Raw genomic sequence first — 22,948 nt, 5'->3', positions numbered from 1 at the left:
TACAGTCACTGCTTCGGGGGTCACTGCTGCGGAGCGGGCGGCGTGGACCCGCCCTGGCCCGGCGCCGGTTCAGCGCCAGTCGAACCGGATGAGCCCGGCTGCGCCGTCCCGTCGGGCTTGCGGGCGGTATCGGCCAGCGTGCGGGCCTGCGACAGCTCGCGGTTCAGCCGGTCCACCTCCTGCGACAGGCGTTGCACCTCCGACTGAAGCTGCGGCGATCCCGCAGCACCACCCTCCGGCATACCAACCGCGGCGAGGGCCGCACCGTCGCGCATCCAATAGGGCTGGACTCCGTAATAGGTGTGGAGCGCCACCGCCCATTGCCGGTCCGACATGTCCGGGCGGTTGGAGCGGGTGAACTGGGGCGCCGCGGTCAGCCGGTCCTTGGTCACGTTCAGGACATAGCCGTCACCGGCCTGCGCCGGCTGGACCAATGCCCAGGGAACCGGGAAATTGCGTTCGCCCAGCCCCAGGAAACCGCCGGCCTCGACCACGGCGTAGGCGACGCGCCCGGTGTTGGGATCGACCACCAGTTCGGAAATGGAGCCCATCTCCTCGCCGCTGGCGTTGTGCAGCTTGGCCTTCGACAGATCGTCGGCGGCGACCACGCGCGGATGCTCGACCGAGCGCAGCAGCGCGTCGGCCTCGCCCAGGATGGTCTGGCAGGCCGGCTCGCCGCCCCGCTGCCCGGCGCGCTCGGCGGTCTGGCGCAGGGCGCGGAGCTGGCCAAGCTCCTGCGGGCTGATGGAGGCGGGGGTCTGGTTTCCGGCGGCCTCCAGCGCGCCGATGCGCTGGCCCAGCCGGTTCACCCCCTCCGGGCAGGTCTCGGCGAGCGCCGGCCAAGGCCCGAGCGCCCCCGCGATCATGGCGGCGCTGAGGAGCAAACGTTTCATCGTGGGTGCCTCCGGCTTGGTTTCCGTGCGTGTGGTTCTCACGCATGGAAAACAGCACGGCCAAGACGGAGGTTCCGCGCCTGCTTCTTCCGCGAAGCAGTCAGCCCGGAAGCGGCAACCCACCCCGCTGAACGATGAAGGACTGGACCGCGTCCACCCCCTGCCCCGTCTTGATGTTGGTGAAGACGAAGGGCCGGTCACCGCGCATCTTCCTGGCGTCGCGGTCCATCACCTCCAGGCTCGCGCCGACCAGCGGGGCGAGGTCGATCTTGTTGATGACCAGCAGGTCCGACCGGGTGATGCCCGGCCCGCCCTTGCGCGGGATCTTGTCGCCCGCCGATACGTCGATGACGTAGATGGTCAGATCGGCCAGTTCCGGCGAGAAGGTGGCCGCCAGATTGTCGCCGCCCGATTCCACGAAGATCAGGTCGAGGTTCGGGAACTTGCGGTTCATTTCGTCGACGGCGGCAAGGTTGATCGAGGCATCCTCGCGGATCGCCGTGTGCGGGCAGCCGCCGGTCTCCACTCCCATAATCCGGTCCGGCTTCAGCGCGCCGGAGCGGGTGAGGAATTCGGCGTCCTCCTTGGTGTAGATGTCGTTGGTGATCGCCGCGACCTCCCAATCGTCGCGCATGCGCTTGCACAGCGCGTCGGTCAGCGCCGTCTTGCCGGAGCCGACCGGCCCGCCGATGCCCACACGCAGGGGGCCACCATGGCTCTTGGAAATCGGGGCGGTCATGAGCGGAACAACCTCGTGTATTGGGTTTCGTGGATCATGGAGGTCCAATCGACGGCCATGGCGCGGCTGCCCAGATCGTCGAGCGGGGCGGTCAGCGCGGCCTCCGCCGCAGAGTGCACCACGGAATCGAGCGCCGCCAGGGCCTTCTGCCCGTCGGTCTGGCCCAGCGGCACCAGCCGCACCCCGGCGGAGACGAGGTTGGCGGCGACGGCGTGCAGATAGGCCGACAGGGCGGGTCCCTCCGGCACGCCGATCAGCGCGGCGGCCAGCGCCACGGCGACGGCGTAAGCGACCGGGCGGCCGGTGTCGGCGATCACCCGGTCCCAGCGTTCCATCCCCTCCAGCGGCCAGGCGGCGCGCACGGCGATGAGGAAGGCCTGCCCCTGCGCGCGGCTCTCCAGGGCGGTTTCCGAGGAAGCGCGCATGGCATCGGCGCGCTCGACCGCCCAGGCGAAGGCCGCCTCGTCGCCGGCCAGCACGGCGCGGTGAGCGGCAACGAAAAGCATGCCGTCGGTGCGCCCGGCCCCGTGGCGCAGGATGCCGTCCATCCAGCGCGCCAGCGTGTCGCGGTCGCGGACGAGGCCTTGCTCCACCGCCGCCTCGATGCCGTGGCTGTAGGAGAAGCCGCCGACCGGGAAGGACGGCGACAGCCATGCGAGGAGCTTGGTGAGGTGGGTTGCCGAGACGGGCCCCCACCCCGACCCTCCCCCGCTGCGCGGGAGAGGGTGCCTATCCTCGCCCAAGTCCCCTCCCTCGCGAGGCGGGGGAGGGTTAGGGTGGGGGCAAGCGCCCTCAGTCATGCGAATGACCGTGGGAATGGTAGTGCCCATGAGAATGGGAATGGGAATGGCTGTGGGAATGCGAATGATCGTGGTCGTGATCATGCCCATGGCCATGCCCGTGCGAGTGGCCATGCCCCTGCCCCGAATAGGCCCCGCCCTCCGGCGCGAACGGCGCGTGGATGGCGGCGACGCTGGCACCCAGCCCCTTCAGCATGTCCTCGATCACATGGTCGCGGCGCAGGCGGATGGTCTCGCCGACGATCTGCACCGGCAGGTGGCGGTTGCCGAGGTGCCAGGCGATGCGGGCGAAGCCCTCCGTCCCGCCGCCGCAGCGCACCTCCATCAACTCCTCGTCGGCGGCGACCACGCGCAGATAGGCGCCGTCGCCCAGCTCCAGCCCGTCTCCGTGGTCGAGCGCGACCGCGCGCGGCAGATCCAGCAGGAAGTCGGCCCCCGCGTCGTCCGTCATCACCATGCGCCGCCGATGGCGGTCGTCGAAGGCGAGGGTCACCGTGCCGGCCTCGCGCTCGGCCGGCCAATGGCCGCGGGCGTGGACTCGGGTGGCGCGGCGGAGCGTGTCGGTCATGGAGAAAGCCGTTCGAAGGGTGTGGGCCGGCCGAAGAAACGTCCCGCGAGGGCGCCGACCGGTTCCGCCGCTCCCGTGGTGAAGAAATGAAGCCTCCCCGCCGCCTCGCCCGCAGCGGGGACGTATTCGGGGTGGCGCTCCAGGTAGTTGTCCAGCGAGCGGGCGACCAGACTGGGCTGGCACAGCACCTCCACCCCCGGCGGCAGCGCCTCCGCGAACAGATGCGCGACCAGCGGGTAATGGGTGCAGCCGAGCACCGCCGCGTCCAGCGGGCGTCCATCCAACTGCGCCAGCAGCGCCCGCACATAGCCGCGTACCGCCGGAGCTAATTCCGCGTCTCCCGCCCCCCGCTCGATCAGCGGGACGAGGTCCGGGCAGGCCTGCTGCACCACCTGGACGTCGGGCGCGCGCTTGCCGATCTCGCGCGGGAAGGAGCCCGACGCGACGGTGGCCGGGGTGGCGAAGACGCCGACCGTCCGCGGCTCCGGGCGCCAGTCGGCGGCGGGGCCGTCCTGCATCCAGGGCACGCGGGTGATCGCCTCGACCATCGGCACCAGGACGCCCAGCACGTTGCGGCCCGGATGGGCCACGGGCAGCCACGTCCGCTGCATCCGCCGCAGGGCCACCGCCGCCGCCGTGTTGCAGGCCAGGACGACCAGCCCGCAGCCCTGAGCGAACAGCCGTTCCACCCCTTGGACCGTCAGGCGGTAGATGTCCTCTTCGCTGCGCGGACCATAGGGAGCGGCGGCATGGTCGCCGAGATAGACGAAGGGACGCCCGGGAGCGGCGGCCACCAGTGCGCGCAGCACCGTCAGACCGCCATGCCCGGAATCGAAGACACCAATCACGAACCCGTCACCCCACACTCAGAACAGGAAGTACCGCTGCGCCATGGGCAGCACGTCCGCCGGCTCGCAGGTCAGGAGCTGGCCGTCGGCGCGCACCTCGTAGGTTTCCGGATCGACCTCGATGTGGGGTGTGGAATCGTTGTGGATCATCTGCTTCTTGCCGATGGCCCGCACGCCCGTCACCGCCACCAGCTCGCGCCGCAGGCCGAGCGAGCGCAGCGCCTCGTTCTCCAGCGACAGCTTGCTGACGAAGGTCAGGGAACTGGCCTGCATCGCGCGGCCGTAGGCGCCGAACATCGGGCGGTAATGCACCGGCTGTGGCGTCGGGATGGAGGCGTTGGGGTCGCCCATCAGCGCCGCCGCGATGGTCCCGGCCTTCAGCACCATGTCCGGCTTCACGCCGAAGAAGGCCGGCGACCAGACGACCAGATCGGCCAGCTTGCCGACCTCGACCGAGCCGACGACATGGGCGATGCCGTGCGACAGGGCCGGGTTGATGGTGTATTTGGCGACGTAGCGCTTGACGCGGAAGTTGTCGTTCTCGCCCGTCTCCTCGGCCAGACGCCCGCGCTGGACCTTCATCTTGTGCGCGGTCTGCCAGGTACGGATGATCACCTCGCCGACCCGGCCCATGGCTTGGCTGTCCGAGCTCAGCATCGAGAAGACGCCGAGGTCGTGCAGGATGTCCTCCGCCGCGATGGTCTCGCGCCGGATGCGGCTTTCGGCGAAGGCCACGTCCTCCGGAATGCGGGGCGACAGGTGGTGGCAGACCATGAGCATGTCGAGATGCTCGTCCACCGTGTTCACCGTGAAGGGCCGCGTCGGGTTGGTGGAGCTGGGCAGCACGTTGGGCAGGCCGGCCACCTTGATGATGTCCGGCGCGTGGCCGCCGCCCGCCCCCTCGGTGTGGAAGGCATGGATGTTGCGGCCCTTGAAGGCGGCGATGGTGTTCTCCACGAAGCCCGACTCGTTCAGCGTGTCGGTGTGGATCGCCACCTGAATGTCCGTCTCCTCCGCCACCGTCAGGCAGGTGTCGATGGCGGCGGGGGTGGTGCCCCAGTCCTCGTGCAGCTTCATGCCGCAGGCCCCGGCGGCGATCTGCTCGATCAGCGCGTCGGGACGGCTGGCGTTGCCCTTGCCGAAGAAGCCGAGGTTGATCGGCAGCCCCTCGGCCGCCTGGAGCATGCGGGCCATGTGCCACGGCCCCGGCGTGCAGGTGGTGGCCGACGTGCCCGCCGCCGGGCCGGTGCCGCCGCCCAGCATGGTGGTGACGCCGCTGTTCAGCGCCTCGTCGACCTGCTGCGGACAGATGAAGTGGATGTGGGCGTCGATGCCGCCGGCGGTGACGATCTTGCCCTCGCCCGCGATGACCTCGGTCCCCGGCCCGACGACGATGGTCACGCCCGGCTGGACGTCCGGGTTGCCGGCCTTGCCGATGCCGGCGATGCGCCCGCCGATGATGCCGATGTCAGCCTTGACGATGCCCCAATGGTCGATGATCAGCGCGTTGGTGATGACGGTGTCCACGGCGCCGCCCTGGCGCGAGGTCTGGGCCTGCCCCATGCCGTCGCGGATCACCTTGCCGCCACCGAACTTGACCTCCTCGCCGTAGACGGTGTGGTCCCTCTCGACCTCCACGATCAGGTCGGTGTCGGCCAGCCGGACACGGTCGCCCACGGTGGGGCCGTAGAGAGCCGCGTATTCGGCCCGGTCGATGCGATGCGCCATTGTCTGATGCCCTCCGCTGGCGCCCTTTACAGGCTGCCGTTGACCTTGCCGTTGAAGCCGATGACCACGCGGTTGCCGGCGTAGGCGACCAGCCGCACGCGGCGTGTCTGCCCCGGCTCGAAGCGCACCGCCGTCCCGGCGGGGATGTCCAGCCGGAAGCCGCGCGCCTTTTCGCGATCGAAGGTAAGCGCCCCGTTCGTCTCGGCGAAGTGATAGTGCGAGCCGACCTGGATCGGGCGGTCGCCGGCGTTGGCGACGTCCAGCTCCACCGTGTCGCGGCCGGCGTTGAGTTCGATCTCGCCCGCGGCGGGGATGATTTCACCGGGTTTCATCGGGGCTCCCCTTAGCGAATCGGCTGGTGGACGGTGACGAGCTTGGTGCCGTCGGGGAAGGTGGCCTCGACCTGGATCTCGTGGATCATCTCCGGGATGCCGTCCATCACCTGATCGCGGGTGATCACCGTCGCGCCGTCGCGCATCAGCTCGGCCACGGTGCGCCCGTCGCGCGCGCCCTCCACCACATAGTCGGTGATGAGGGCCACCGCCTCGGGATGGTTCAGCTTCACGCCACGCTCCAGCCGGCGGCGCGCCACCATGGCGGCCATGGCCACGAGAAGCTTGTCCTTCTCGCGCGGTGTCAGGTTCATGGGGCTGTCTCTCCGCCTTCCCAATGGATTGGCGGGATTATGCCACGTTGCTGCGGTGCGCCAATCCCGTTTTGCGGGCAGCGGTGCGCTTTCGCGCCGGTCAGACCTCCCACAGCCGCGGCAGGCGCGTCGGCAGGCCAGCCGCCGCCGCGCGCAGATGCGACCACAGCGCCGCGTAGGCGCCGCGCACCGCCCGCGCCTCGCCGCCCAGGATGCGGACGACCAGCAGTCCGTCGAAGGCGGTGGCACCAACCCGCACGCCCTCCAGCCCCTCCGCCGCGTCGCGCAGCGCCTCCAGCCGGCTCGCGGCATCGGATGCGGCGTAAAGCAGCGTGGCGCAGGCCCCGGCCCCGCCGAAGCCCGCCGGGTGGGCCAGCGTCTCGGCGAGGTCGTCGTCCATGTGCAGGGCGTCGGCCCAGGCGAGGCGGCCGTCGCGCACCACCTCCCAGGCGTCGCGGACGAGACCGCGGGTGACCGTCTCGCCGAAGGCGGCGCGCCCGAAGACCAGCATCTCACCGGCGATCAGACGGGCGTCGCCCTCCAGCTCCAGCCGGGTCAGGCGGCGCAGGCGGGAGCCCTCGAAGACGATGGCCTCCTGCGGCATCCATTCCAGCCAAGCGCCGGCCTCAACCGTCACGCGGGTGTCGATGCGGCAGTCCGGCCCGGCGGAGCGGTAGACCTTCTCCGCCGCCTGCGTCGTCACCAGCGCCGCCGCCCCCGGCCCCGCCGAGAGGGCGACGTCCAGCCGGTCGCCGCCGACCAGTCCGCCTGAGGTGGTGACCAGCACCGCGATGGGCAGGTCTCCCGCCCGCGGGTCGGGCAGCAGCACCCGCAGCGGGTCGTGGTGGTAGAGCGTGGCGAGGCGCGTGGCCCCATGGCGATGCTCGAACCGCACCGTCGCCGCGCCGTGGACGGCGACCTTCTTCATCAACGCATCAGCCACCAGCGGAACCCATTCTTGTCTTCACATCCTCGACGGCCAACAGCACGCGCTCCGGCGTCGCGGGCGCGTCGAGGCGCACGGGCAGCCGGTGGCCGCCCACCGCCGCGACGGCGTCCTTCAGCGCTAGCCACGCCGAGATGCCGAGCATCAGCGGCGGCTCCCCGATCGCCTTGGAGCGGAACACCGTGTCCTCCCGGTTGGGGCGGTCGGTGTAGAGCGCCACCCGGAAATCCTCCGGCAGCGAGCGCGAGGTCGGGATCTTGTAGGTGCTGGGCGCGTGGGTGCGCAAGCGTCCCTCGCCGTCCCACCACAGCTCCTCCGACGTGACCCAGCCCAGCCCCTGGACGAAGGCGCCCTCCACCTGCCCCAGGTCGATGGCCGGGTTGATGCTGCCCGAGCAGTCGTGCAGCACGTCGGCGCGGGGGAAGCTGTACTCGCCGGTCAGCGTGTCGATCAGCGCCTCGGTCACCGCGACGCCGCAGGAGAAGTAGAAGAAGGGCCGCCCTTCGCACTTCTCGCGGTCCCACCAGATCTTCGGCGTGGCGTAATGGCCGGTGGAGGACAGCGACACCCGGTTCAGATAGGCGAGCTTCGCCACCTCCGCGAAGGTCATGGCGTGGTTGCCGGCGAAAACGGCGTTGTCGCGGAACTCCACCTTGTCCGGCGTGGTGTGGCAGTGCTGGGCGAGGAACGCCACCAGCCGGTCGCGGATGGTCCCCACGGCGATGCGCACCGCCATGCCGTTCAGGTCGGTGCCGGCCGATGCGGCGGTGGGCGGCGCGTTCGGCACCTTGTCGGTGGCGCTGGCGGTGACCCGCACCCGCTCCACGTCGATCTGGAACTCCTGGGCGGCGATCTGGGCCATCTTGGTGTGGATGCCCTGCCCCATCTCCGTCCCGCCGTGGTTCACCTGGATGGAACCGTCGGTGTAGACATGGACCAGCGCCGCCGCCTGGTTCAGGTGCTTGACGGTGAAGGAGATGCCGAACTTCACCGGGGTCACCGCCAGCCCCTTCTTCAGCACCGGGCTGCGGGCGTTGAAGGCGTCGATCTCCGCGCGGCGGCGGCGGTAGTCGCCGTCCCGCTCGATCCGGTCCATCAGCTCGGCCAGGATCTCCGGCTCCTCCACCGGCATCCCGTAATGGGTGGTGTCGCGGCCCGGCCCGCCATAGAGGTTGGCGCGGCGCACGTCGAGCGGGTCCTTGCCGAGAGAGCGGGCGATCTCGTCCACCACATGCTCGATGGCGATGACGCCCTGCGGCCCGCCGAAGCCGCGGAAGGCGGTGTTGGACACCGTGTTGGTCTTGCAGCGGTGCCCGGTCACCCGCGCCGCCGGCAGGTAATAGGCGTTGTCGGCGTGGAACATGGCGCGGTCGACCACGCCGTTGGACAGGTCCAGCGACACGCCGCAGCGCCCGGCGAGGTCCATCTCCAGACCCTGGATGCGCCCTTCGCCGTCGAAGCCGACGTCGTAGCGCACGAAGAAGTCGTGGCGCTTGCCGGTCATCAGCATGTCGTCGTCGCGGTCCAGGCGGAACTTCACAGGACGCTTCGTCGCGTTGGCCAGCAGGCCGGCGATGGCGGCGATCTGCGCCGGCTGGCTCTCCTTGCCGCCGAAGCCGCCGCCCATGCGCCGGCACTCCACGGCGATCCCGTGCATCGGACGCCCCAGCACCTGGGCGACGGCGTGCTGGACCTCCGCCGGATGCTGGGTCGAGGAATGGACCAGCAGGTCGCCGTCCTCCTTGGGGATGGCGTAGGCGATGTGGCCTTCCAGGTAAAAATGGTCCTGCCCGCCGACCTCCAGCGTGCCGGTCAGCCGGTGCGGCGCTCCGGCGACCGCCGCCGCCGCGTCGCCGCGCCGGAAGGTCAGCGGCGGCGAGACGAAGCTGCCCTTCTCCAGCGCCGCCTCGGCGGTCAGCACCGCCGGCAGGTCCTCGTAATAGATCTCCACCAGCCGGGCGGCGGCGCGGGCCTGCAGCAGCGTTTCCGCCGCCACGGCGACCACCGCCTGCCCGGCGTAGGTCACCAGATCATCGGCCAGGATGGGATCGCCGCGCTGGATGGTGCCGATATCGCCGTCCCCCGGAACGTCGGCGTAGGTGAGGACCGCGTGGACGCCCGGCGCCTGCTTCGCCCGCGCCAGGTCCATGCCCAGGATGCGCGCGTGCGCCCGCTCGGACAGCCGCACCGCGACGTGCAGCGTGCCGGGCAGTTCCGGAATGTCGTCTGTGTAGGCCGCGGCGCCCGTCACATGCTTGCGGGCGCTTTCATGCTCGATGCCGCGGTGGACGCCGCCGCGGATCGGTTGGATGGTGCCGCCGTCAGCCATGCACGGCCTCCAGGGAGGGCAACTCGGCCCCGGTCGTGTGAAGAAGGAAGCGCATCAGCAGGTTCTTCGCCACCAGCGCCCGGTAGCGGTCGCTGGCCCGCATGTCGGTCATCGGGCGGAAGTCGCGGTCGAGCGCCGGCAGGGCCGCCGCCACAGAGTCCGCCGTCCAGGGCTGCCCGGCCATCGCCGCCTCCAGCGCCGGGGCGCGGGCCGGGGTCGCCGCCATGCCGCCGTAGCCGGCGCGCAGCTCCGCCACCCGCCCCTCTCCGTCCAGCGTCAGCAGGAAGGCGGCGCAGACGGCGGAGATGTCCTGGTCCCGCCGCTTGGACACTTTCCAGGTGGCAAAGCGCTGGCCCTCGCGCGGCAGGGGGACGCGGATGCGCTCGACGAACTCGCCCGGCTTCAGGTCGTTCTTGCGGTAGCCGTGGTAGAAGCGGTCCAGCGGCAGCTCCCGCCGCACCCCGCCCCGGTTCAGCACCAGCGAGGCGCCCAGCGCCAGCAGGGCCGGCATGCTGTCCCCGATGGGCGAGCCATTGGCGATGTTGCCGCCCAGCGTGCCGGAGTTGCGCACCTGCGCCGCACCGATGCGGGTGATCAGGGCGGCCAGTTCGGGCAGCCGGCGCTCCAACACCGGCAGCAGGTCGGTGTAGGTCACGGCCGCGCCGATCTCCAGCGCATCGGCCCCCTCGTCGATCCGGTAAAGCTCCCGCACCTGGGCGAGATGGATCAGCGTGGGCAGGCTGCGTCCCTGCTTGGTCACCCACAGCCCGACGTCGGTCGCCCCGGCCACCAGCGTGGCGTTCGGATGCGCCGCGAACAGGGCGGCCAGTTCCTCGACGCTCCACGGCGCATGGAAGCTGGCGGCTCCCTGGGTGACGGTAAAAGACCCGTCGCGCTGGATCGAGCGCAGCAGGGTGGCGATGCCCTCCTCGGCCCGGTCGAAGCGGTCGTCGCTCCGCTCCGCCGCCATGGTCCGGGCGGCGTCGAGGATCGGGCGGTAGCCGGTGCAGCGGCACAGGTTGCCGGCCAGTGCGTCGTGGATCGACCCGTCGCTCAGGCCACCCGCCGCGGTGCGCCCGTCATGGTGGAGCGCGAACAGCGCCATCACGAAACCGGGGGTGCAGAAGCCGCATTGCGAGGCGTGCTTGTCCACCATCGCCGCCTGGACGGGGTGCAGTTCACCGTCCGCGCCGGCCAGATCCTCGACGGTCAGCAGCAGTTTGCCGTCGATCATCGGCAGGAAGAGGATGCAGGCGTTGACCGCGCGGTAACGGACGCGCCCGTCCGCGGCAAGATCGCCCAGAACCACGGTGCAGGCGCCGCAATCCCCCTCGGCGCAGCCCTCTTTCGAGCCAGGGCGCCCGTTGGCGCGCAGCCAGTTCAGCACCGTGGTGGTGGGATCGGCGTCGCGCACCTCCACCACCCGTCCGCCGAGCACGAAACGCACAGAGCCCGTCATTGTCCCTCCTGTCGGGCGTTTCCGTCATAGTGCCGGAAAGTCTCCGCAGGCCGCAATGGCGGGCCGGCCGTCTAGCCATAAAGGCATGGTCCGGATGGATAAACGGCTCCGAAAGGCGTCAGGCGTCCTCCGGGAAGCAGCCGCTGCGGGCGGCCACGACGGCAACCTGGGTGCGGTTGCGCACGCCCAGCTTCTGCATGATCGCCCGCACATGGACCTTCACGGTGCCTTCCAGCACGCCAAGTTCCCGCGCGATCTCCTTGTTCGAATGACCCGCCAGCAGAAGCTGGAACACGTCGCGCTGCCGGTCGGTCAGCCGACCGAGGATCTGGCCCGAGGGGCGTGCCACCTCCGCCGCGACATTGCCGGACAGGACGGCGCGCGGCAGCGGCAGGAAGGTTTCCCCGGTCAGCGCGAGGGAGATCGCGTGCTCAAGGACGGCCGTGGAGCTGGTCTTCAGAATGTAGCCCCTGGCCCCCAGCCGCACGCTGTCCACGATGTCCGCCACCTCGTCCGACCCGGAGATGACCAGAAGCGGGCGGTTTCCCAGCACCTCGACCATGCGGCGCACCCCGTCGCGCCCGCTACGGTCGCCCAGATTGAGGTCGAACAGGACCAGCGTCAGATCCGGCGTGCGGTCGGCGATGGCCATCGCCTCGTCCAGCGAGCCAGCCTCCAGCACCTGCGCGTCCGGGTGGATCTCCCCCACCGAAAGGGCAAAGCCGTGCCGCACCAGGGGATGGTCGTCCACCACCAAAAACTTTTGCGCCCTGCCGGCCACCGACCGCTCCTTGCCGCGCGTCTGCAGCTGAACTTCCATTGCTTTGCTACCTCATCAAACCGCTGAAAGCCGTTCTGGAAAACAAAGACACCCCAAACCAGCCCGGCCTTCTGTCCAGCGGAAAAGTATAAAGATACCTCTTTTGGACTTTGCAGAAGCAGCGCCATGCGAATTTCTGTCGTTTGGAAGCCATTTATGATTCATTCGTATCGAGCTTCTTCCAAGCATCTTGCGCCACTCCCTGCCCATCCGTATAAATCATCGGGACAACCAGCGTAAAGCACGCTTTTTCGATACAATAAAGACGGCTTTTTTCCCTTTTCCCAGGCGAAAACGGACAACGATTGGCGTTGTGCGCTGCTCGTCACGGGTGGCGTCACGGAGGAGTTTCGATGAGAACCTGGAACGTCATGCTCGTGGACCATGATCGACTGTTTTCGGCGGCGCTGGGAACGCTCATCAGCGGCGGCCCTTTCCGCGTTTGTCATCACGCCACGACGGTGGAGGATGCCGAGGCGGCCATCGCGCAGGGTGTGCAGCCCGACCTGATCGTGGTGGCCCTGGGGGACGCGACGAACGACGAGGCCGGCGGGGTGAAACGCCTGCGCGCCGCCACCAGCGCCCGCATCGCCGTGCTGGCCGACGCCATCGCCGACCGCACGCTGTCGCTGTCGCTGAAGGCGGGCGCCGACGCCTATCTGAACAAATCGATGTCGAGCGAGTCCCTGCTGCGCGCCCTTCAACTGGTCATGCTGGGCGAGGTGGTCTATCCGACCCATGTCGCCAGTCTGCTGATCGCCAACGCCAACAGCGAGCGCCCGCAGCCGGAGCGCGCCCAGCCCGCCAGCAACGAGTTGTCGAAGCGCGAGGTTCAGATCCTGCGCTGCCTTCTCGCCGGGCAGTCGAACAAGGCGATCGCGCGCAACCTGCACATCACGGAATCGACCGTGAAGATGCATTTCAAGAACGTGATGCGGAAGATCAACGCCCAGAACCGCACGCAAGCCGCGGTGTGGGCGATCCAGAACGGTCTGTCGCCACTGGCGTCCGTCTAGAGAGTGGTCCCCTCTCCCGGCGCAGGGGAGAGGGGACGGTGCATCGTCACTCCGCCGCGTGGCGGTGGGCGCCGTGGCGGCCTTCGGCGAACTCCTCCACCATCTTGCGGCAGAAGGCCGGCAGGTCGTCCGGCTTGCGCGAGGTCACCAAGCCTTGGTCGGTGACGACCTCACTGTCCTCCCAATTCGCCCCGGCATTGCCAAGATCGACCTTCAGCGACGGCCAGGAGGTCATGCGCTTGCCCTTCGCGCCGCCCGCGTCGATCAGCGTCCAGGGGCCGTGACAAATCGCGGCGATGGGCTTGCCCGACTGGACGAAGCTGCGCACGAAATCGATGGCCTTCGGCTCCAGCCGCAACGCGTCGGGGTTGATGACGCCGCCCGGCAGCACCAGCGCGTCGAAGCGGCCGGCGTCCGCCTGATCGAGCGTGACGTCCACGTCCACACGGTCGGCCTTGTCGTGGTGGTTCCAGCCCTGGATCTGGCCGCCCTGGGGCGCCACGATCCGCACCTCGGCGCCTTCGTTGCGCAGCGCCTTCACCGGCTCGGTCAGTTCGACCTGCTCGAAGCCATCGGTCGCCAAAACGGCGACGGTCTTCTTCTCGAGTTTTCCTGCCATGGGATCACCTCCTCGGTTGGCCTGTCCGGTCAGCAACCGGCGTACCTCTGGGGAGTTCCCTCCGGAACCGCCACGCACCTCCCATGTTCCCTTTGACGGACCGCGCGTCACAATCGGGAGCACAGACCCATGCGTTACAGCGGCACTTCGGCGGGCATCCTCGCCGCGTTCGCCATCGCCACGTCCCTGACTTTGGGCGTTCCTCAACCTGTCCACGCCGCGGACGCCGTGCGAACCACGGAGGCGTCCTACCCCCGGCTCTACCAGGGCTGGCGAGCCGGCGTGATCGTCGGAACCGAGGTCGAAGGACTGCTCGGCGAGGAGCTTGGGCAGGTGGTGGATCTCGTCGTCGGCGCGGACGGACGGCTGGAAAGCGCGGTGATCGAGGCCAGCGGCATGCTGGACGTCGGCGAGGCGCGCTTCACCGTGCCCTGGCACCAGCTCATGCCCGGATCGGTGGACGGCGTCCTGGCCTATCCCGTTGCCGGCCCCGACACGCTGGACCTGATCCGGCGCCAGCAGCAGGCGGCCAGCCGCCCCGGCGACTGGCGCGTCTCCGCCCTGATCGGCCAGCCGGCCAACACCGCGGGCGACGCGACCGAGGCCGGTTTCTTTGGCACGGTGGAGGATCTGGTGTTCGACCGCAACGGCGCGCTCAAAGCCGTTGTGGTGACGCCGGAGCCGGAGGGCGAAGGCCCCTACGCCGTCGCCTGGAAAGCGGCGGCGCTGGAGCCGGGCCTGACCTCCATCACGCTGCAGGCAACGCCGGAGCAGGTGAAGGCGCTCGGCTCCTTCGACGCGGCGCGCATGAAGGAGTTCAACACCGCGCGCCTGAACCAAGGTGCCCAGGCGCGCCAGGAGTAAACCCGCGCGAAAACGCGCTTATCGGGCCGCCGGGCGGGCCACGCCGCCGATCGTCGGGCGGCTGGCCGCGGCGGCGGAACGGCCATAGCGGGCAACGGTCAGCCCGTCCATGTCAATCTCCGTCTGGCGCCCGCCGACCACGTCGGCGACCACCCGGCCCGAGCCGGCGGCCATCGTCCAGCCCAGCGTGCCGTGGCCGGTGTTGAGGAACAGGTTGCGTACCGGGGTCGGCCCGACGATGGGGGTGCCGTCCGGTGTGTTCGGGCGCAGGCCGGTCCAGAACTCCGCCTTCGACAAGTCGCCGCCCGTGGGGAAGAGGTCGCTCACCACATGGTCGAGCGGGCCGCGGCGCCCCGCACGCAGCGTCAGGTCGAAACCGGTCAGCTCCGCCGTGCCGCCGACGCGGATACGGTCGCCCAGGCGGGTCACCGCGATCTTGTGCGTCTCGTCCATCACCGTGGATTCCGGAGCGCCCGCCGGGTCGACGATGGGCAGAGTCAGCGAGTAGCCCTTCACCGGATAGACCGGCAGGTCCAGCCCGAACGGCTTCACCAGCGTCGGGGAATAGCTGCCCATGGCGACCACGTAGGAGTCGGCGGTCAGCGTGCCGGCGTCGGTGACCACGCCGGTGACCCGGCGCCCGTCGCTCTCCAGCTTGCGGATGGCAGTGTTATAACGGAACTCCACCCCCATCTCCGTCGCCATGGCGGCCAGCGCGTTGGTGAAGCGGAAGCAGTCGCCCGTCTCGTCGCCGGGCAGCAGCAGGCCGCCGACGATCTTCTCCTTGACCAGCCGCAGCGCCGGCTCGACCGCCGCGCAGCCCTCGACGTCCAGCAGGCTGTAGGGCACCTTGAAGCGGTCCAGCACGGCCATGTCGGTGGCGGCGGCGTCCACCTGCTTCTGGGTACGGAAGACCTGGAGCGTGCCCTTGGCGCGCTCGTCGTAGCGGATGCCGGTCTCGTCGCGCAGAGCGCGCAGGCAATCGCGGCTGTATTCGGCCAGCCGGACCATGCGGCCCTTGTTGATCTCGTAGGAACGCTCGTTGGCGTTGGCCAGCAGCTTCAGGCACCAGGACCACATGGCCGGGTCCAGCTTCGGCCGGATCACCAGCGGCGAATGCTTCATCATCATCCACTTCACCGCCTTCGCCATCAGGCCCGGCGCCGCCCAGGGGGCGGAGTAGCCCGGCGACACCTCGCCCGCGTTGGCGTAGCTGGTCTCCAGCGCCGGGCCGGGCTGCCGATCCACCACCGTGACCTCGTGCCCGGCCTTCGCCAGGAAATAGGCGGTGGAAACGCCGATGACGCCGCTGCCGAGGACGATGACGCGCATGTGGAGGCTCCCGAGATCACGGATTTGTTCGCATCCCATTCGCAAACGCGATGCCAAGTGCCGGAAGCCGCGGAAACACTGGGGCGGACAGCCGGGTGCCGGACAAGGCCGTACACAAATCGTTACACATCACCCGACCCGTGCTTCCTTTACTCTTGGAAAATCTATTGGAAACAATGGATTGCCTGATCCGTACAGAAATCGTTACAGCGTACACGATTGTTTACGGATGCGCCCATCGTGGTACACTCGCCCCTCTACCGGGGAGAACCATGCGCATCGACGTCCTGTTCGCCGACCGGGTCGGCATCGCCCATGAGATCCTGGCCGTGCTCGCCAAGCGGCGCCTGAACGTCGTGGCGGTGGAGGTGGACCCGCCGCACATCCACATCGACGCGCCGGAGCTGGACGTGCCGGGATTCGGCGCGCTCGACGCTGCGCTGCGCGCCGTGCTGGGGGTGGAATCCGTCACCCCCATCGACATCCTGCCCGGCACGCGGCGACGGCTGCATCTGGACGCCCTGCTGGCCGCCCTGCCCGACCCGGTTCTGGCGGTGGACCGCGCGTGCCGCATCGTGTTGGCGAACGCCGCCGCCGCGACGGTCGCCGGGCGCAGCGAAGCCGCCTTGACCGGCGCCGACTTCGGCCGGCTGTTCGGTGACGCCGAACTGTCCGACCTGTTGGTCGACAACGGCTTCCGCCTCGCTGCCGGGCAGGAGGTGATGTTGAACGGCCAGCCCTTCCTGCTGGATGCCACCCCCATCGTGGAGGACGGGCGTTCCGCCGGCGGGGTGGTCACCCTCTTCGCGCCGAGCCGGCTGGGCGAGCGGCTGAACGCGCTGCAAAATTTCGATGAGGGCGGCTTCGACCGCATCCTCGGCGAATCCGCTCCAGTCCGCTCGCTAAAGGCGCGGGCGGCGCGGGTCGCGGCGGTGGACGCGCCGCTGCTGATCCTGGGCGAGACGGGCACCGGCAAGGAGCTGATCGCCCACGCCTGCCACCGCGCCAGCCCGCGCCGCGACAAGCCCTTCCTGGCGCTGAACTGCGCCGCCGTGCCGGAGAGTCTGGCCGAGAGCGAGCTGTTCGGCTACGCCCCCGGTTCCTTCACCGGAGCGCAGCGCGGCGGCAAGCCCGGCCTTCTGGAACTCGCCCATGGCGGCACCGTCTTCCTCGACGAGATCGGGGAGATGTCGCCCTACCTCCAGGCCAAGCTGCTGCGATTTCTGAACGACGGGCGCTTCCGCCGCGTCGGCGGCGACCGCGAGCAGACGGTGGACGTGCGGGTGGTCAGCGCCACCCACCGCGACCTCGACGTCATGGTCGCCGAACACAGCTTCCGCGAGGATCTGTTCTACCGACTGAACGTGCTGTCGCTCCAGGTCCCGGCGCTCCGCGAGCGCGGCGACGACATCCTCCTGCTCGCCCGGCACTTCATCGCCCGCGCCTGCGCCCAGGCCCGCCGCCCGCCCTGCCGGCTGACCGTCGCGGCCAGCGCCGCCCTGCTCGCCAACCCCTGGCCGGGCAACGTCCGCCAGTTGGAAAACGTCATCTTCCGCGCCGTGACGATGAGCGACGGCGCCTATCTCGACGCCGCCGACCTGGAACTGGCCGGGGCGCGCATGGACGCCGAAACCGGCGGCGAGCCCGCCGAGCCGTCCAGTTGGGACGAGGCGGCGGCGGCGTTCGAGCGCGGCCTGCTGCGCCGCCTCTACCCGCGCTACCCGTCGAGCCGCAAGCTGGCCGCCCGCCTCCACACCTCGCACACGATGATCGCGAACAAGCTGCGCAAGTATGGGATTCCGGACGGGACCTGAATTCCGCGCGCTAGATGCGCGAGCGTTCCGCCTTGCTGTAGTTGCTGAAATGGCCCTCCGCGGCGGCGGCGCGGCGGGCGGTGTTCAGGAACTTGTCGGCCTTGGTGTCCGGCGCGATGCGCGCCACCTTCCGCTCCAGCGCCGCCGACCCGCAGGAGGCGCAGACGGGCGTGTCCGACGAGCGCACCAGCGCTTCGAAATCGTGGTCGCAGGCGGTGCAGTGGTAGGAATAGAGCGGCATGGGAGTCCTCACACGGGTCGGGAACCAGGCGCATCCATCATATCACGCAATTTTCCTATGGGTATAGCGCAGTGCAGCATTCTCACGCCGCCGATCCGTTCCGCGTTAGGATGCCCACACGAAGGCCCACACGAAGAATAAAGGAGGAACGGGTGATCTACGCCTTCAACGACAAGGTCCCGCAGCTGTCCCCCAACTGCTGGGTGGCCCCCAGCGCGACCGTGGTCGGCGACATCCTTCTGGAGGAGGACGTGTCCGTCTGGTGGGGCGCGGTCATGCGCGCCGAGGAGGAGCGCATCCACATCGGCGCCGGCAGCAACGTCCAGGACAACGCCGTCCTCCACGTCGATCCGGGCTTCCCTCTGCTCATCGGACGCAACGTGACCATCGGCCATCTGGCGATGGTGCACGGCTGCACCGTCGGCGACGGCAGCCTGATCGGCATCGGCGCCACCGTCCTGAACGGAGCCCGCATCGGCTGTGACTGCCTGATCGGCGCCCATGCCTTCATCGCGGAGGGCAAGGAAATCCCCGACCGCTCGCTGGTGCTCGGCGCGCCGGGCAAGGTGGTGCGCACGCTGTCGGACGAGGATGTGGAGCGGATGCGCGCCCCAGCCGCCGTCTACCAGGAGCGGTGGAAGAGCTACGCCAAGGGGCTGCGTCCCATCGCCGCTCCCGGCCAGCCCTGACAAGACCCGGTGTGGGGCGCTCTCAGGCTCCGGCGCCCTTGATGAAGAAGTACAGGGTCAGCCCCACGCCGATCGACACCACCACCCACTTCATCACGTCGCGGCTGACCCGCTTCGCCGCATGGGCGCCGACGTAGCCGCCGGCGATGGCCGACACCGCCATGACGGCGGTTTCCGGCCAGGACACGGCGTCGGACAGGCAGAAGGCCGCCACCGCCGCTCCGTTCATCAGCGCGGCCAGCAGGATGCGCAGACCGTTCATGGCGTGGATGTCGCGCAGGCCGAACAGGGTCAGCGCCGCCAGCATCAGGAAGCCGATCCCGCCGCCGAAATAGCCGCCATAGATGGCGATGACGAACTGCACGACCAGAACCGAGTGACCGTTCAGCCGCAGCCGGGCGGCCAGCGCCGGCATGAAGCTGCCGACCGCGAAGACCGCCGTCGCGAACAGCAGCAGCCACGGCACCAGCCCGGCGAAGGCGCGGTCCGACGTGGTCAGCAGCAGGACGGCCCCGACGACCCCGCCGACGAGGCTGACCACGGAGAAGGCGGTGACGCTGACCTCCGTCACGCCCCGGATCTCGTTGCGGTAGGCCCAGGCGCTGGCCATCTGGCCGGGGAACAGGGCGACGGTGCTCGACACGTTGGCGCTGACCGGCGGCACTCCGGCGAACAGCAGCGCCGGAAAGGTGATGAAGGCCCCGCCCCCGGCGACCGCGTTGAGAACGCCCGACGCGAACGCCGCGACCATCAGCAGCACCATGGCAAGCATCGCACCCCCACCCTCAGTCTTCCAAAGTATTTGGCATGCCAGCTATCGTTGTGGGCACCCTGACAAAAGCCATAGAGTCGAGCGGCCGCCATGAATGCGGTCCCGCAGTTCAGCGATGCCTCCGCACAAAAATGCGATTTTGCTGATTGTTTGCTACATTAGCCATTGACGCTCTGTGGCATCTGGTATACCAAATATCCATCGCCTGCCACTGCCCGATGCCCAGGTGCCGCCGACGGCCTTCGACCGGCCCGACGCGGTCCCACCGGTCACACTCCGGTCCCCCGCGGGGGTCTCCGTGCAGGGCGCGCTTACGCAAACCGCTGTCTGGTGGAGGGCTCGCCATGAAAGTCGCCGACATTCTTCGGACCAAGGAATCCCGCGTCGTCACCGTGCGTTCCGGCGAAACCATCGAGGAGGCGATTCGGCTGATGAAGTCGGAGAACATCAGCGCCCTGGTGGTCAAGGACGTCTGCCGGACCGAGGGCAACGCCGTCGCCGGCATGCTGTCGGAGCGCGACGTCGTTTACGCGCTGCTGGAGCGCGGCGCGTCGGTCCTGAAGACGCCGGTCTTCATGCTGATGTCGCGCGCCCCGCAGACCTGCTCGCCCGACGACAGCGTCGTCCACGCGCTGGAGCTGATGGACCGCCATCACATCCGCCACCTGCCGGTGCTCGACGGCGCCACGCTGGTCGGCGTGGTCAGCGCCCGCGACTTCACCAAGCTTCAGCTCACCGAGATGATCACCCACACCCAGCCGTCGACGCAGGAAACCCCGGTCTACGCCCACTGACCGCGGCCCGGCGAAAGCGGAAGGCCCCCAACCGGAAGGCCCGTCGTCCCATCGGACGGCGGGCCTTTCTTCGTGCCTCAAACCGTCAGTCGCCGCCGCCCTCGTCGTCCGCCTCGGCCCAGCGCAGCAGCAACGCCACGACCTCCGGCGGCTCGGGGCGGATCATCGGCACGCTGCCCAGGATCACATGGCCGGCCCCGCCGTCCACGGTGATGATCTCACCCGCCCGGACGGTCACCTCCCCCACGGTCATCACGCCAGCCGCCGGATCGACGCGCAGCATGCGGGCTCCTGTGACGCAGGGCAGCCCCATGGCGCGGGCGACGGTGGCGGCGTGACTGGTCGCTCCGCCGCGGGCCGTCACCACGGCGCAGGCCACCTGCATGCCGTGCACGTCGTGGGGAGAGGTTTCCGGCCGGCACAGCACCACCGCCACGCCCTCCGCCGCCAGCCGCACCGCCTCGTCCGACGTGAAGACCGCGGCACCCGTGGCAGCGCCGGAGGAGGCCGGCAGACCGCGGGCGATCACCTCGCGGGGCGCGTTCGGATCGGGGATGGGGCGCAGGCTGTCCGCCAGCGCCGGCAGGTCGGCTCGCTGCACCGCCTCGGCCCGCGAGATGATGCCGGCCTGCGCCATGTCCGTGGCGATGCGCACCCCGGCCTCCGGCGTCCGCTTGCCCGCGCGCGACTGGAGGATGAACAGACGCCCCTGCTGGACGGTGAACTCGATCTCCTGCATGTCGCCGAAATGGCGTTCCAGCCGGTCGGCGATGCGGCCAAGCTCGGCGAAGGCCTCGGGGGCGACCGCCTCCAGGGAGGTGTCGGCGCCGGCCAGCGGCCCCGGCGTGCGCAGGCCGGACACGATGTCCTCGCCCTGGGCCTCGGCCAGGAACTCGCCGCACAGCGCGGCCTCGCCGGTGGACGGGTCGCGGCTGTGGGCGACGCCGGTGCCAGAGGCGCTGCCGCGGTTGCCGAACACCATCGCCTGCACGGTCGCCGCGGTGCCCCAATCGTCGGGAATGCCGTGCACCGCCCGGAAGGCCACGGCTCGGGGGTTGCTCCAGGAGCGGAAGATGGCCGCGATGGCGGCGAAGAGCTGGGTCCGCGCGTCCTGCGGGAAGGGCTCCCCCGCCTCGCGCTCGATCACCGCGCGGTAGGCGGCGGCCACGGCGCGCCAGTCGGCGGCGTTTAGGTCGGCGTCGCGGGTCAGCCCGCGAGTCTCCTTGTAGGCCTCCAGCGCCGCGTCGAAGATATGGGCACCCACCCCCTGCACCACCGTACCGTAGGTCTGAATCAGCCGGCGGTAGCAGTCGTAGGCGAAGCGGGCGTCGCCGCTGCGCGCCGCCAGCCCCTTCACCGTCGCGTCGGTCAGGCCCAGATTCAGGATTGTGTCCATCATGCCGGGCATCGAGGCCCGCGCGCCGGAGCGGACCGACACCAGGAGCGGATTCTCCGACCCGCCGAAGCGCGCGCCCGCCATGGCTTCCAGCCGGGCCAGCGCCTCCTCGACTTGGGCCGTCAGCCCGGCGGGAAAGCCGCCCTGCCCGGCGCGGTGGCGGCGGCTGGCTTCCGCCACGATGGTGAAGCCCGGCGGCACCGGTACGCCCAGCCGCGCCATCTCGGCCAGCCCGGCGCCCTTGCCGCCCAGCTCGGCCAGCATGCCGCCGTGCCCTTCCGCCCCGCCGCCGCCAAAGGCGTAGACCCACCGCTGTCCACTGGCTGCCTGTCCATTGAGCGCCTGTCCATTGGCCGCCGGCAGCGCCGCGTGCCCGGCAACCACGGCGGCACCGACGGCGATGGCGCCGCTGGTGTCGGTGGAGCCTTGGATGATGGACTGGTGGAGCATGGACCTATCCTCGCGTCGGCGTGGTGTTCAGGCACCCTATGGACATGAACGGAAAATTTCTCCGGTCAAACCGATATCTTATTTCCTTATAATGCCACTTCGCGAACTGAGTGCAATGCACAAATAGTCGCATTTGCGACGATAACGCTTCGGCGGCGAAAAAAGGCACGGGAAATTCCGCATAGCGGAATTTTAGGCGAATTGTTCACCAGAAATTCGGGTTGGAAATGCGCGACGGCCTCAGGCGATCAGCCCAGCCGGGCCTGCTCCAGAAGGACACGCGTCAGGGGGTAACCGAGCCCTTCCGGGATGCACAACGCTGGCCCCTCCGGGGTGTCGGCGGGACGGGGCAGGATGGGGGTTAGGGGGTGGAAGCGCACGGCCTCCTCCATCGCGTGGCGGACCGTGCGACAGGCGGCCAGACGCAGCAGGGTCATGCGGGTGGCGAAGACCAGCGACAGCCTTTCCGCTTCCGCCTCGGCCAGGATGGCCCGCGGCGTGCCCCAGAAGCCGGCGACCGCCTCCATTCCGTCGACCACCGCGGTCTGGCGCGGCGGCGCCTTGGCGAGGAAGAACAGGGTGTCGTAGCGCCGCCACACGCTCTCCGGCGTGACCCAGCGGGCGAAGGGCACCAGCGCCGCCAGGTCCGGCTCCAGCCCCGCCGCCAGCAGCCGGTCCAGGAAGGTCCCGCCCGACGCGCTGCGCAGCCCGTCGAGAACAGCCGTATCCACCGTGCCGCCGGTCAACAGCAGCCCGCACTCCTCGAACGCCTCGCGGATCGCGGCCATCCGCTGCGGCATGTCGTCGGTCAGCGGCAGCGACAGCTCCCGCCAGGGCAGTTCGCTGTCCTCCGCGTCCAGCCGCCCGCCGGGAAACACCGTGGCGCCGGGCGCAAAGCGAAGGTCGCGGTGGCGCTGGATCATGAAGACCTCCAGCCCGTCCACGCTGTCGCGCAGAAGGATCAGGCTGGCGGCGGAAAGCGGCTCGACAGGCGTGTTCATGGCATCGTCCTGGCTGATCGCGGGCGTCCAGTGTCCGCCCAGGGGTCACCCCCGGTCAAACCAACCGTGTGACTTCCCGCTATGTGGAAAAGCCATAGCGGCGGTTTGACCCCCGCCCCACCCCGGTCGCAGCATCACCCCAAGCACCACCCAGTCATTGTCAAGTCATCGCCCTCTCAGGAGG

At 69.6% G+C, this 22,948-nt stretch carries 23 protein-coding genes; 5 read left to right on the top strand and 18 right to left on the bottom strand.

Annotated elements, in window-relative coordinates; all coding sequences use genetic code 11:
• Positions 1–20: 20 nt before the first annotated feature.
• The 12 genes from AMK58_RS07110 to AMK58_RS07055 all read right to left on the bottom strand — a co-directional run bounded on the left by AMK58_RS07110 (position 21) and on the right by AMK58_RS07055 (position 11,776).
• Positions 21–893 (bottom strand): PRC-barrel domain-containing protein, encoded by an 873-nt coding sequence (locus AMK58_RS07110; RefSeq protein ID WP_035673508.1) that lies wholly within the window; start codon positions 891–893, stop codon positions 21–23.
• Positions 894–993: 100 nt separating this feature from the next.
• Positions 994–1,632: an urease accessory protein UreG gene (gene ureG, locus AMK58_RS07105; RefSeq protein ID WP_035673506.1), complete on the bottom strand. Its 639-nt coding sequence runs from the start codon at positions 1,630–1,632 to the stop codon at positions 994–996.
• Positions 1,629–2,375, bottom strand: coding sequence for an urease accessory protein UreF (locus tag AMK58_RS07100; protein WP_404801051.1), 747 nt, complete (start codon positions 2,373–2,375; stop codon positions 1,629–1,631). Before AMK58_RS07100 ends, ureG begins: the two co-directional genes overlap by 4 nt.
• Positions 2,376–2,424: 49 nt before the next feature.
• Positions 2,425–3,000: an urease accessory protein UreE gene (gene ureE / locus AMK58_RS07095; RefSeq protein WP_035673503.1), complete on the bottom strand. Its 576-nt coding sequence runs from the start codon at positions 2,998–3,000 to the stop codon at positions 2,425–2,427.
• Positions 2,997–3,848, bottom strand: coding sequence for a glutamate racemase (gene murI, locus AMK58_RS07090; RefSeq protein WP_035673627.1), 852 nt, complete (start codon positions 3,846–3,848; stop codon positions 2,997–2,999). The genes ureE and murI overlap by 4 nt, the downstream gene beginning before the upstream one ends.
• Before the next feature lie 18 nt (positions 3,849–3,866).
• Positions 3,867–5,576 carry an urease subunit alpha gene (gene ureC, locus AMK58_RS07085; RefSeq protein WP_035673500.1) on the bottom strand — a complete coding sequence of 570 codons (1,710 nt, stop codon included), beginning with the start codon at positions 5,574–5,576 and terminating at the stop codon, positions 3,867–3,869.
• 26 nt (positions 5,577–5,602) lie between these two features.
• A complete protein-coding gene (locus AMK58_RS07080; protein ID WP_035673497.1) occupies positions 5,603–5,908 on the bottom strand; it encodes an urease subunit beta in 306 nt (101 codons plus the stop codon).
• 11 nt (positions 5,909–5,919) lie between these two features.
• On the bottom strand, positions 5,920–6,222 hold the full coding sequence (locus AMK58_RS07075) for an urease subunit gamma (protein WP_014240308.1): 303 nt from the start codon (positions 6,220–6,222) through the stop codon (positions 5,920–5,922).
• A gap of 100 nt (positions 6,223–6,322) precedes the next feature.
• Positions 6,323–7,165 carry an urease accessory protein UreD gene (locus AMK58_RS07070; RefSeq protein WP_236778066.1) on the bottom strand — a complete coding sequence of 281 codons (843 nt, stop codon included), beginning with the start codon at positions 7,163–7,165 and terminating at the stop codon, positions 6,323–6,325.
• The gene (gene xdhB / locus AMK58_RS07065; RefSeq protein ID WP_059398768.1) at positions 7,158–9,497 is read right to left on the bottom strand and encodes a xanthine dehydrogenase molybdopterin binding subunit; all 2,340 of its coding nucleotides are present in this window, start codon (positions 9,495–9,497) and stop codon (positions 7,158–7,160) included. Before xdhB ends, AMK58_RS07070 begins: the two co-directional genes overlap by 8 nt.
• The gene (xdhA, locus tag AMK58_RS07060) at positions 9,490–10,956 is read right to left on the bottom strand and encodes a xanthine dehydrogenase small subunit (protein ID WP_035673489.1); all 1,467 of its coding nucleotides are present in this window, start codon (positions 10,954–10,956) and stop codon (positions 9,490–9,492) included. The genes xdhB and xdhA overlap by 8 nt, the downstream gene beginning before the upstream one ends.
• Positions 10,957–11,074: 118 nt before the next feature.
• A complete protein-coding gene (locus AMK58_RS07055; protein WP_035673487.1) occupies positions 11,075–11,776 on the bottom strand; it encodes a LuxR C-terminal-related transcriptional regulator in 702 nt (233 codons plus the stop codon).
• A 353-nt stretch (positions 11,777–12,129) separates the two neighbouring features.
• Between AMK58_RS07055 and AMK58_RS07050 the strand changes: the two genes are divergently transcribed.
• Positions 12,130–12,792, top strand: coding sequence for a LuxR C-terminal-related transcriptional regulator (locus AMK58_RS07050; RefSeq protein WP_035673484.1), 663 nt, complete (start codon positions 12,130–12,132; stop codon positions 12,790–12,792).
• A gap of 46 nt (positions 12,793–12,838) precedes the next feature.
• On the opposite strand, the gene AMK58_RS07045 is transcribed toward AMK58_RS07050, so the two are convergent.
• Positions 12,839–13,411 (bottom strand): type 1 glutamine amidotransferase domain-containing protein, encoded by a 573-nt coding sequence (locus tag AMK58_RS07045; protein WP_035673481.1) that lies wholly within the window; start codon positions 13,409–13,411, stop codon positions 12,839–12,841.
• A 129-nt stretch (positions 13,412–13,540) separates the two neighbouring features.
• Between AMK58_RS07045 and AMK58_RS07040 the strand changes: the two genes are divergently transcribed.
• A complete protein-coding gene (locus AMK58_RS07040; protein ID WP_035673478.1) occupies positions 13,541–14,275 on the top strand; it encodes a PRC-barrel domain-containing protein in 735 nt (244 codons plus the stop codon).
• 18 nt (positions 14,276–14,293) lie between these two features.
• Here the strand turns inward: AMK58_RS07040 and AMK58_RS07035 are convergent, their stop codons facing one another.
• Positions 14,294–15,727 carry a D-amino acid dehydrogenase gene (locus AMK58_RS07035; RefSeq protein WP_107685982.1) on the bottom strand — a complete coding sequence of 478 codons (1,434 nt, stop codon included), beginning with the start codon at positions 15,725–15,727 and terminating at the stop codon, positions 14,294–14,296.
• A 152-nt stretch (positions 15,728–15,879) separates the two neighbouring features.
• Here AMK58_RS07035 and AMK58_RS07030 point away from each other — a divergent pair, with 152 nt between their 5' ends.
• Positions 15,880–17,421, top strand: coding sequence for a sigma-54-dependent transcriptional regulator (locus tag AMK58_RS07030; RefSeq protein ID WP_035673475.1), 1,542 nt, complete (start codon positions 15,880–15,882; stop codon positions 17,419–17,421).
• A 10-nt stretch (positions 17,422–17,431) separates the two neighbouring features.
• Here the strand turns inward: AMK58_RS07030 and AMK58_RS07025 are convergent, their stop codons facing one another.
• Positions 17,432–17,662, bottom strand: coding sequence for an FmdB family zinc ribbon protein (locus AMK58_RS07025; protein ID WP_035673472.1), 231 nt, complete (start codon positions 17,660–17,662; stop codon positions 17,432–17,434).
• Positions 17,663–17,814: 152 nt separating this feature from the next.
• Between AMK58_RS07025 and AMK58_RS07020 the strand changes: the two genes are divergently transcribed.
• Positions 17,815–18,351, top strand: a complete 537-nt coding sequence (locus AMK58_RS07020) for a gamma carbonic anhydrase family protein (RefSeq protein ID WP_035673470.1) — start codon at positions 17,815–17,817, stop codon at positions 18,349–18,351.
• Between the two features lie 22 nt (positions 18,352–18,373).
• Here AMK58_RS07020 and AMK58_RS07015 read toward each other — a convergent pair whose 3' ends face one another.
• Entirely contained in the window at positions 18,374–19,123 is a 750-nt protein-coding gene (locus AMK58_RS07015; RefSeq protein WP_035673468.1) for a sulfite exporter TauE/SafE family protein, read from the bottom strand.
• Between the two features lie 344 nt (positions 19,124–19,467).
• On the opposite strand from AMK58_RS07015, the gene AMK58_RS07010 reads away from it, so the two are divergent.
• Complete coding sequence (locus tag AMK58_RS07010; RefSeq protein ID WP_059398766.1) at positions 19,468–19,917, top strand: CBS domain-containing protein; 450 nt, start codon at positions 19,468–19,470, stop codon at positions 19,915–19,917.
• 85 nt (positions 19,918–20,002) lie between these two features.
• Here the strand turns inward: AMK58_RS07010 and AMK58_RS07005 are convergent, their stop codons facing one another.
• Positions 20,003–21,763: a pyruvate, phosphate dikinase gene (locus AMK58_RS07005; protein WP_059398765.1), complete on the bottom strand. Its 1,761-nt coding sequence runs from the start codon at positions 21,761–21,763 to the stop codon at positions 20,003–20,005.
• 248 nt (positions 21,764–22,011) lie between these two features.
• The gene (locus tag AMK58_RS07000; protein WP_051140217.1) at positions 22,012–22,764 is read right to left on the bottom strand and encodes an NUDIX hydrolase; all 753 of its coding nucleotides are present in this window, start codon (positions 22,762–22,764) and stop codon (positions 22,012–22,014) included.
• Positions 22,765–22,948: the final 184 nt, after the last annotated feature.

The sequence above is a fragment of the Azospirillum brasilense genome (genome assembly GCF_001315015.1).
In the GTDB taxonomy this organism is placed as follows: domain Bacteria; phylum Pseudomonadota; class Alphaproteobacteria; order Azospirillales; family Azospirillaceae; genus Azospirillum; species Azospirillum brasilense.
This window is presented reverse-complemented; position numbering and strand designations above follow the sequence as displayed.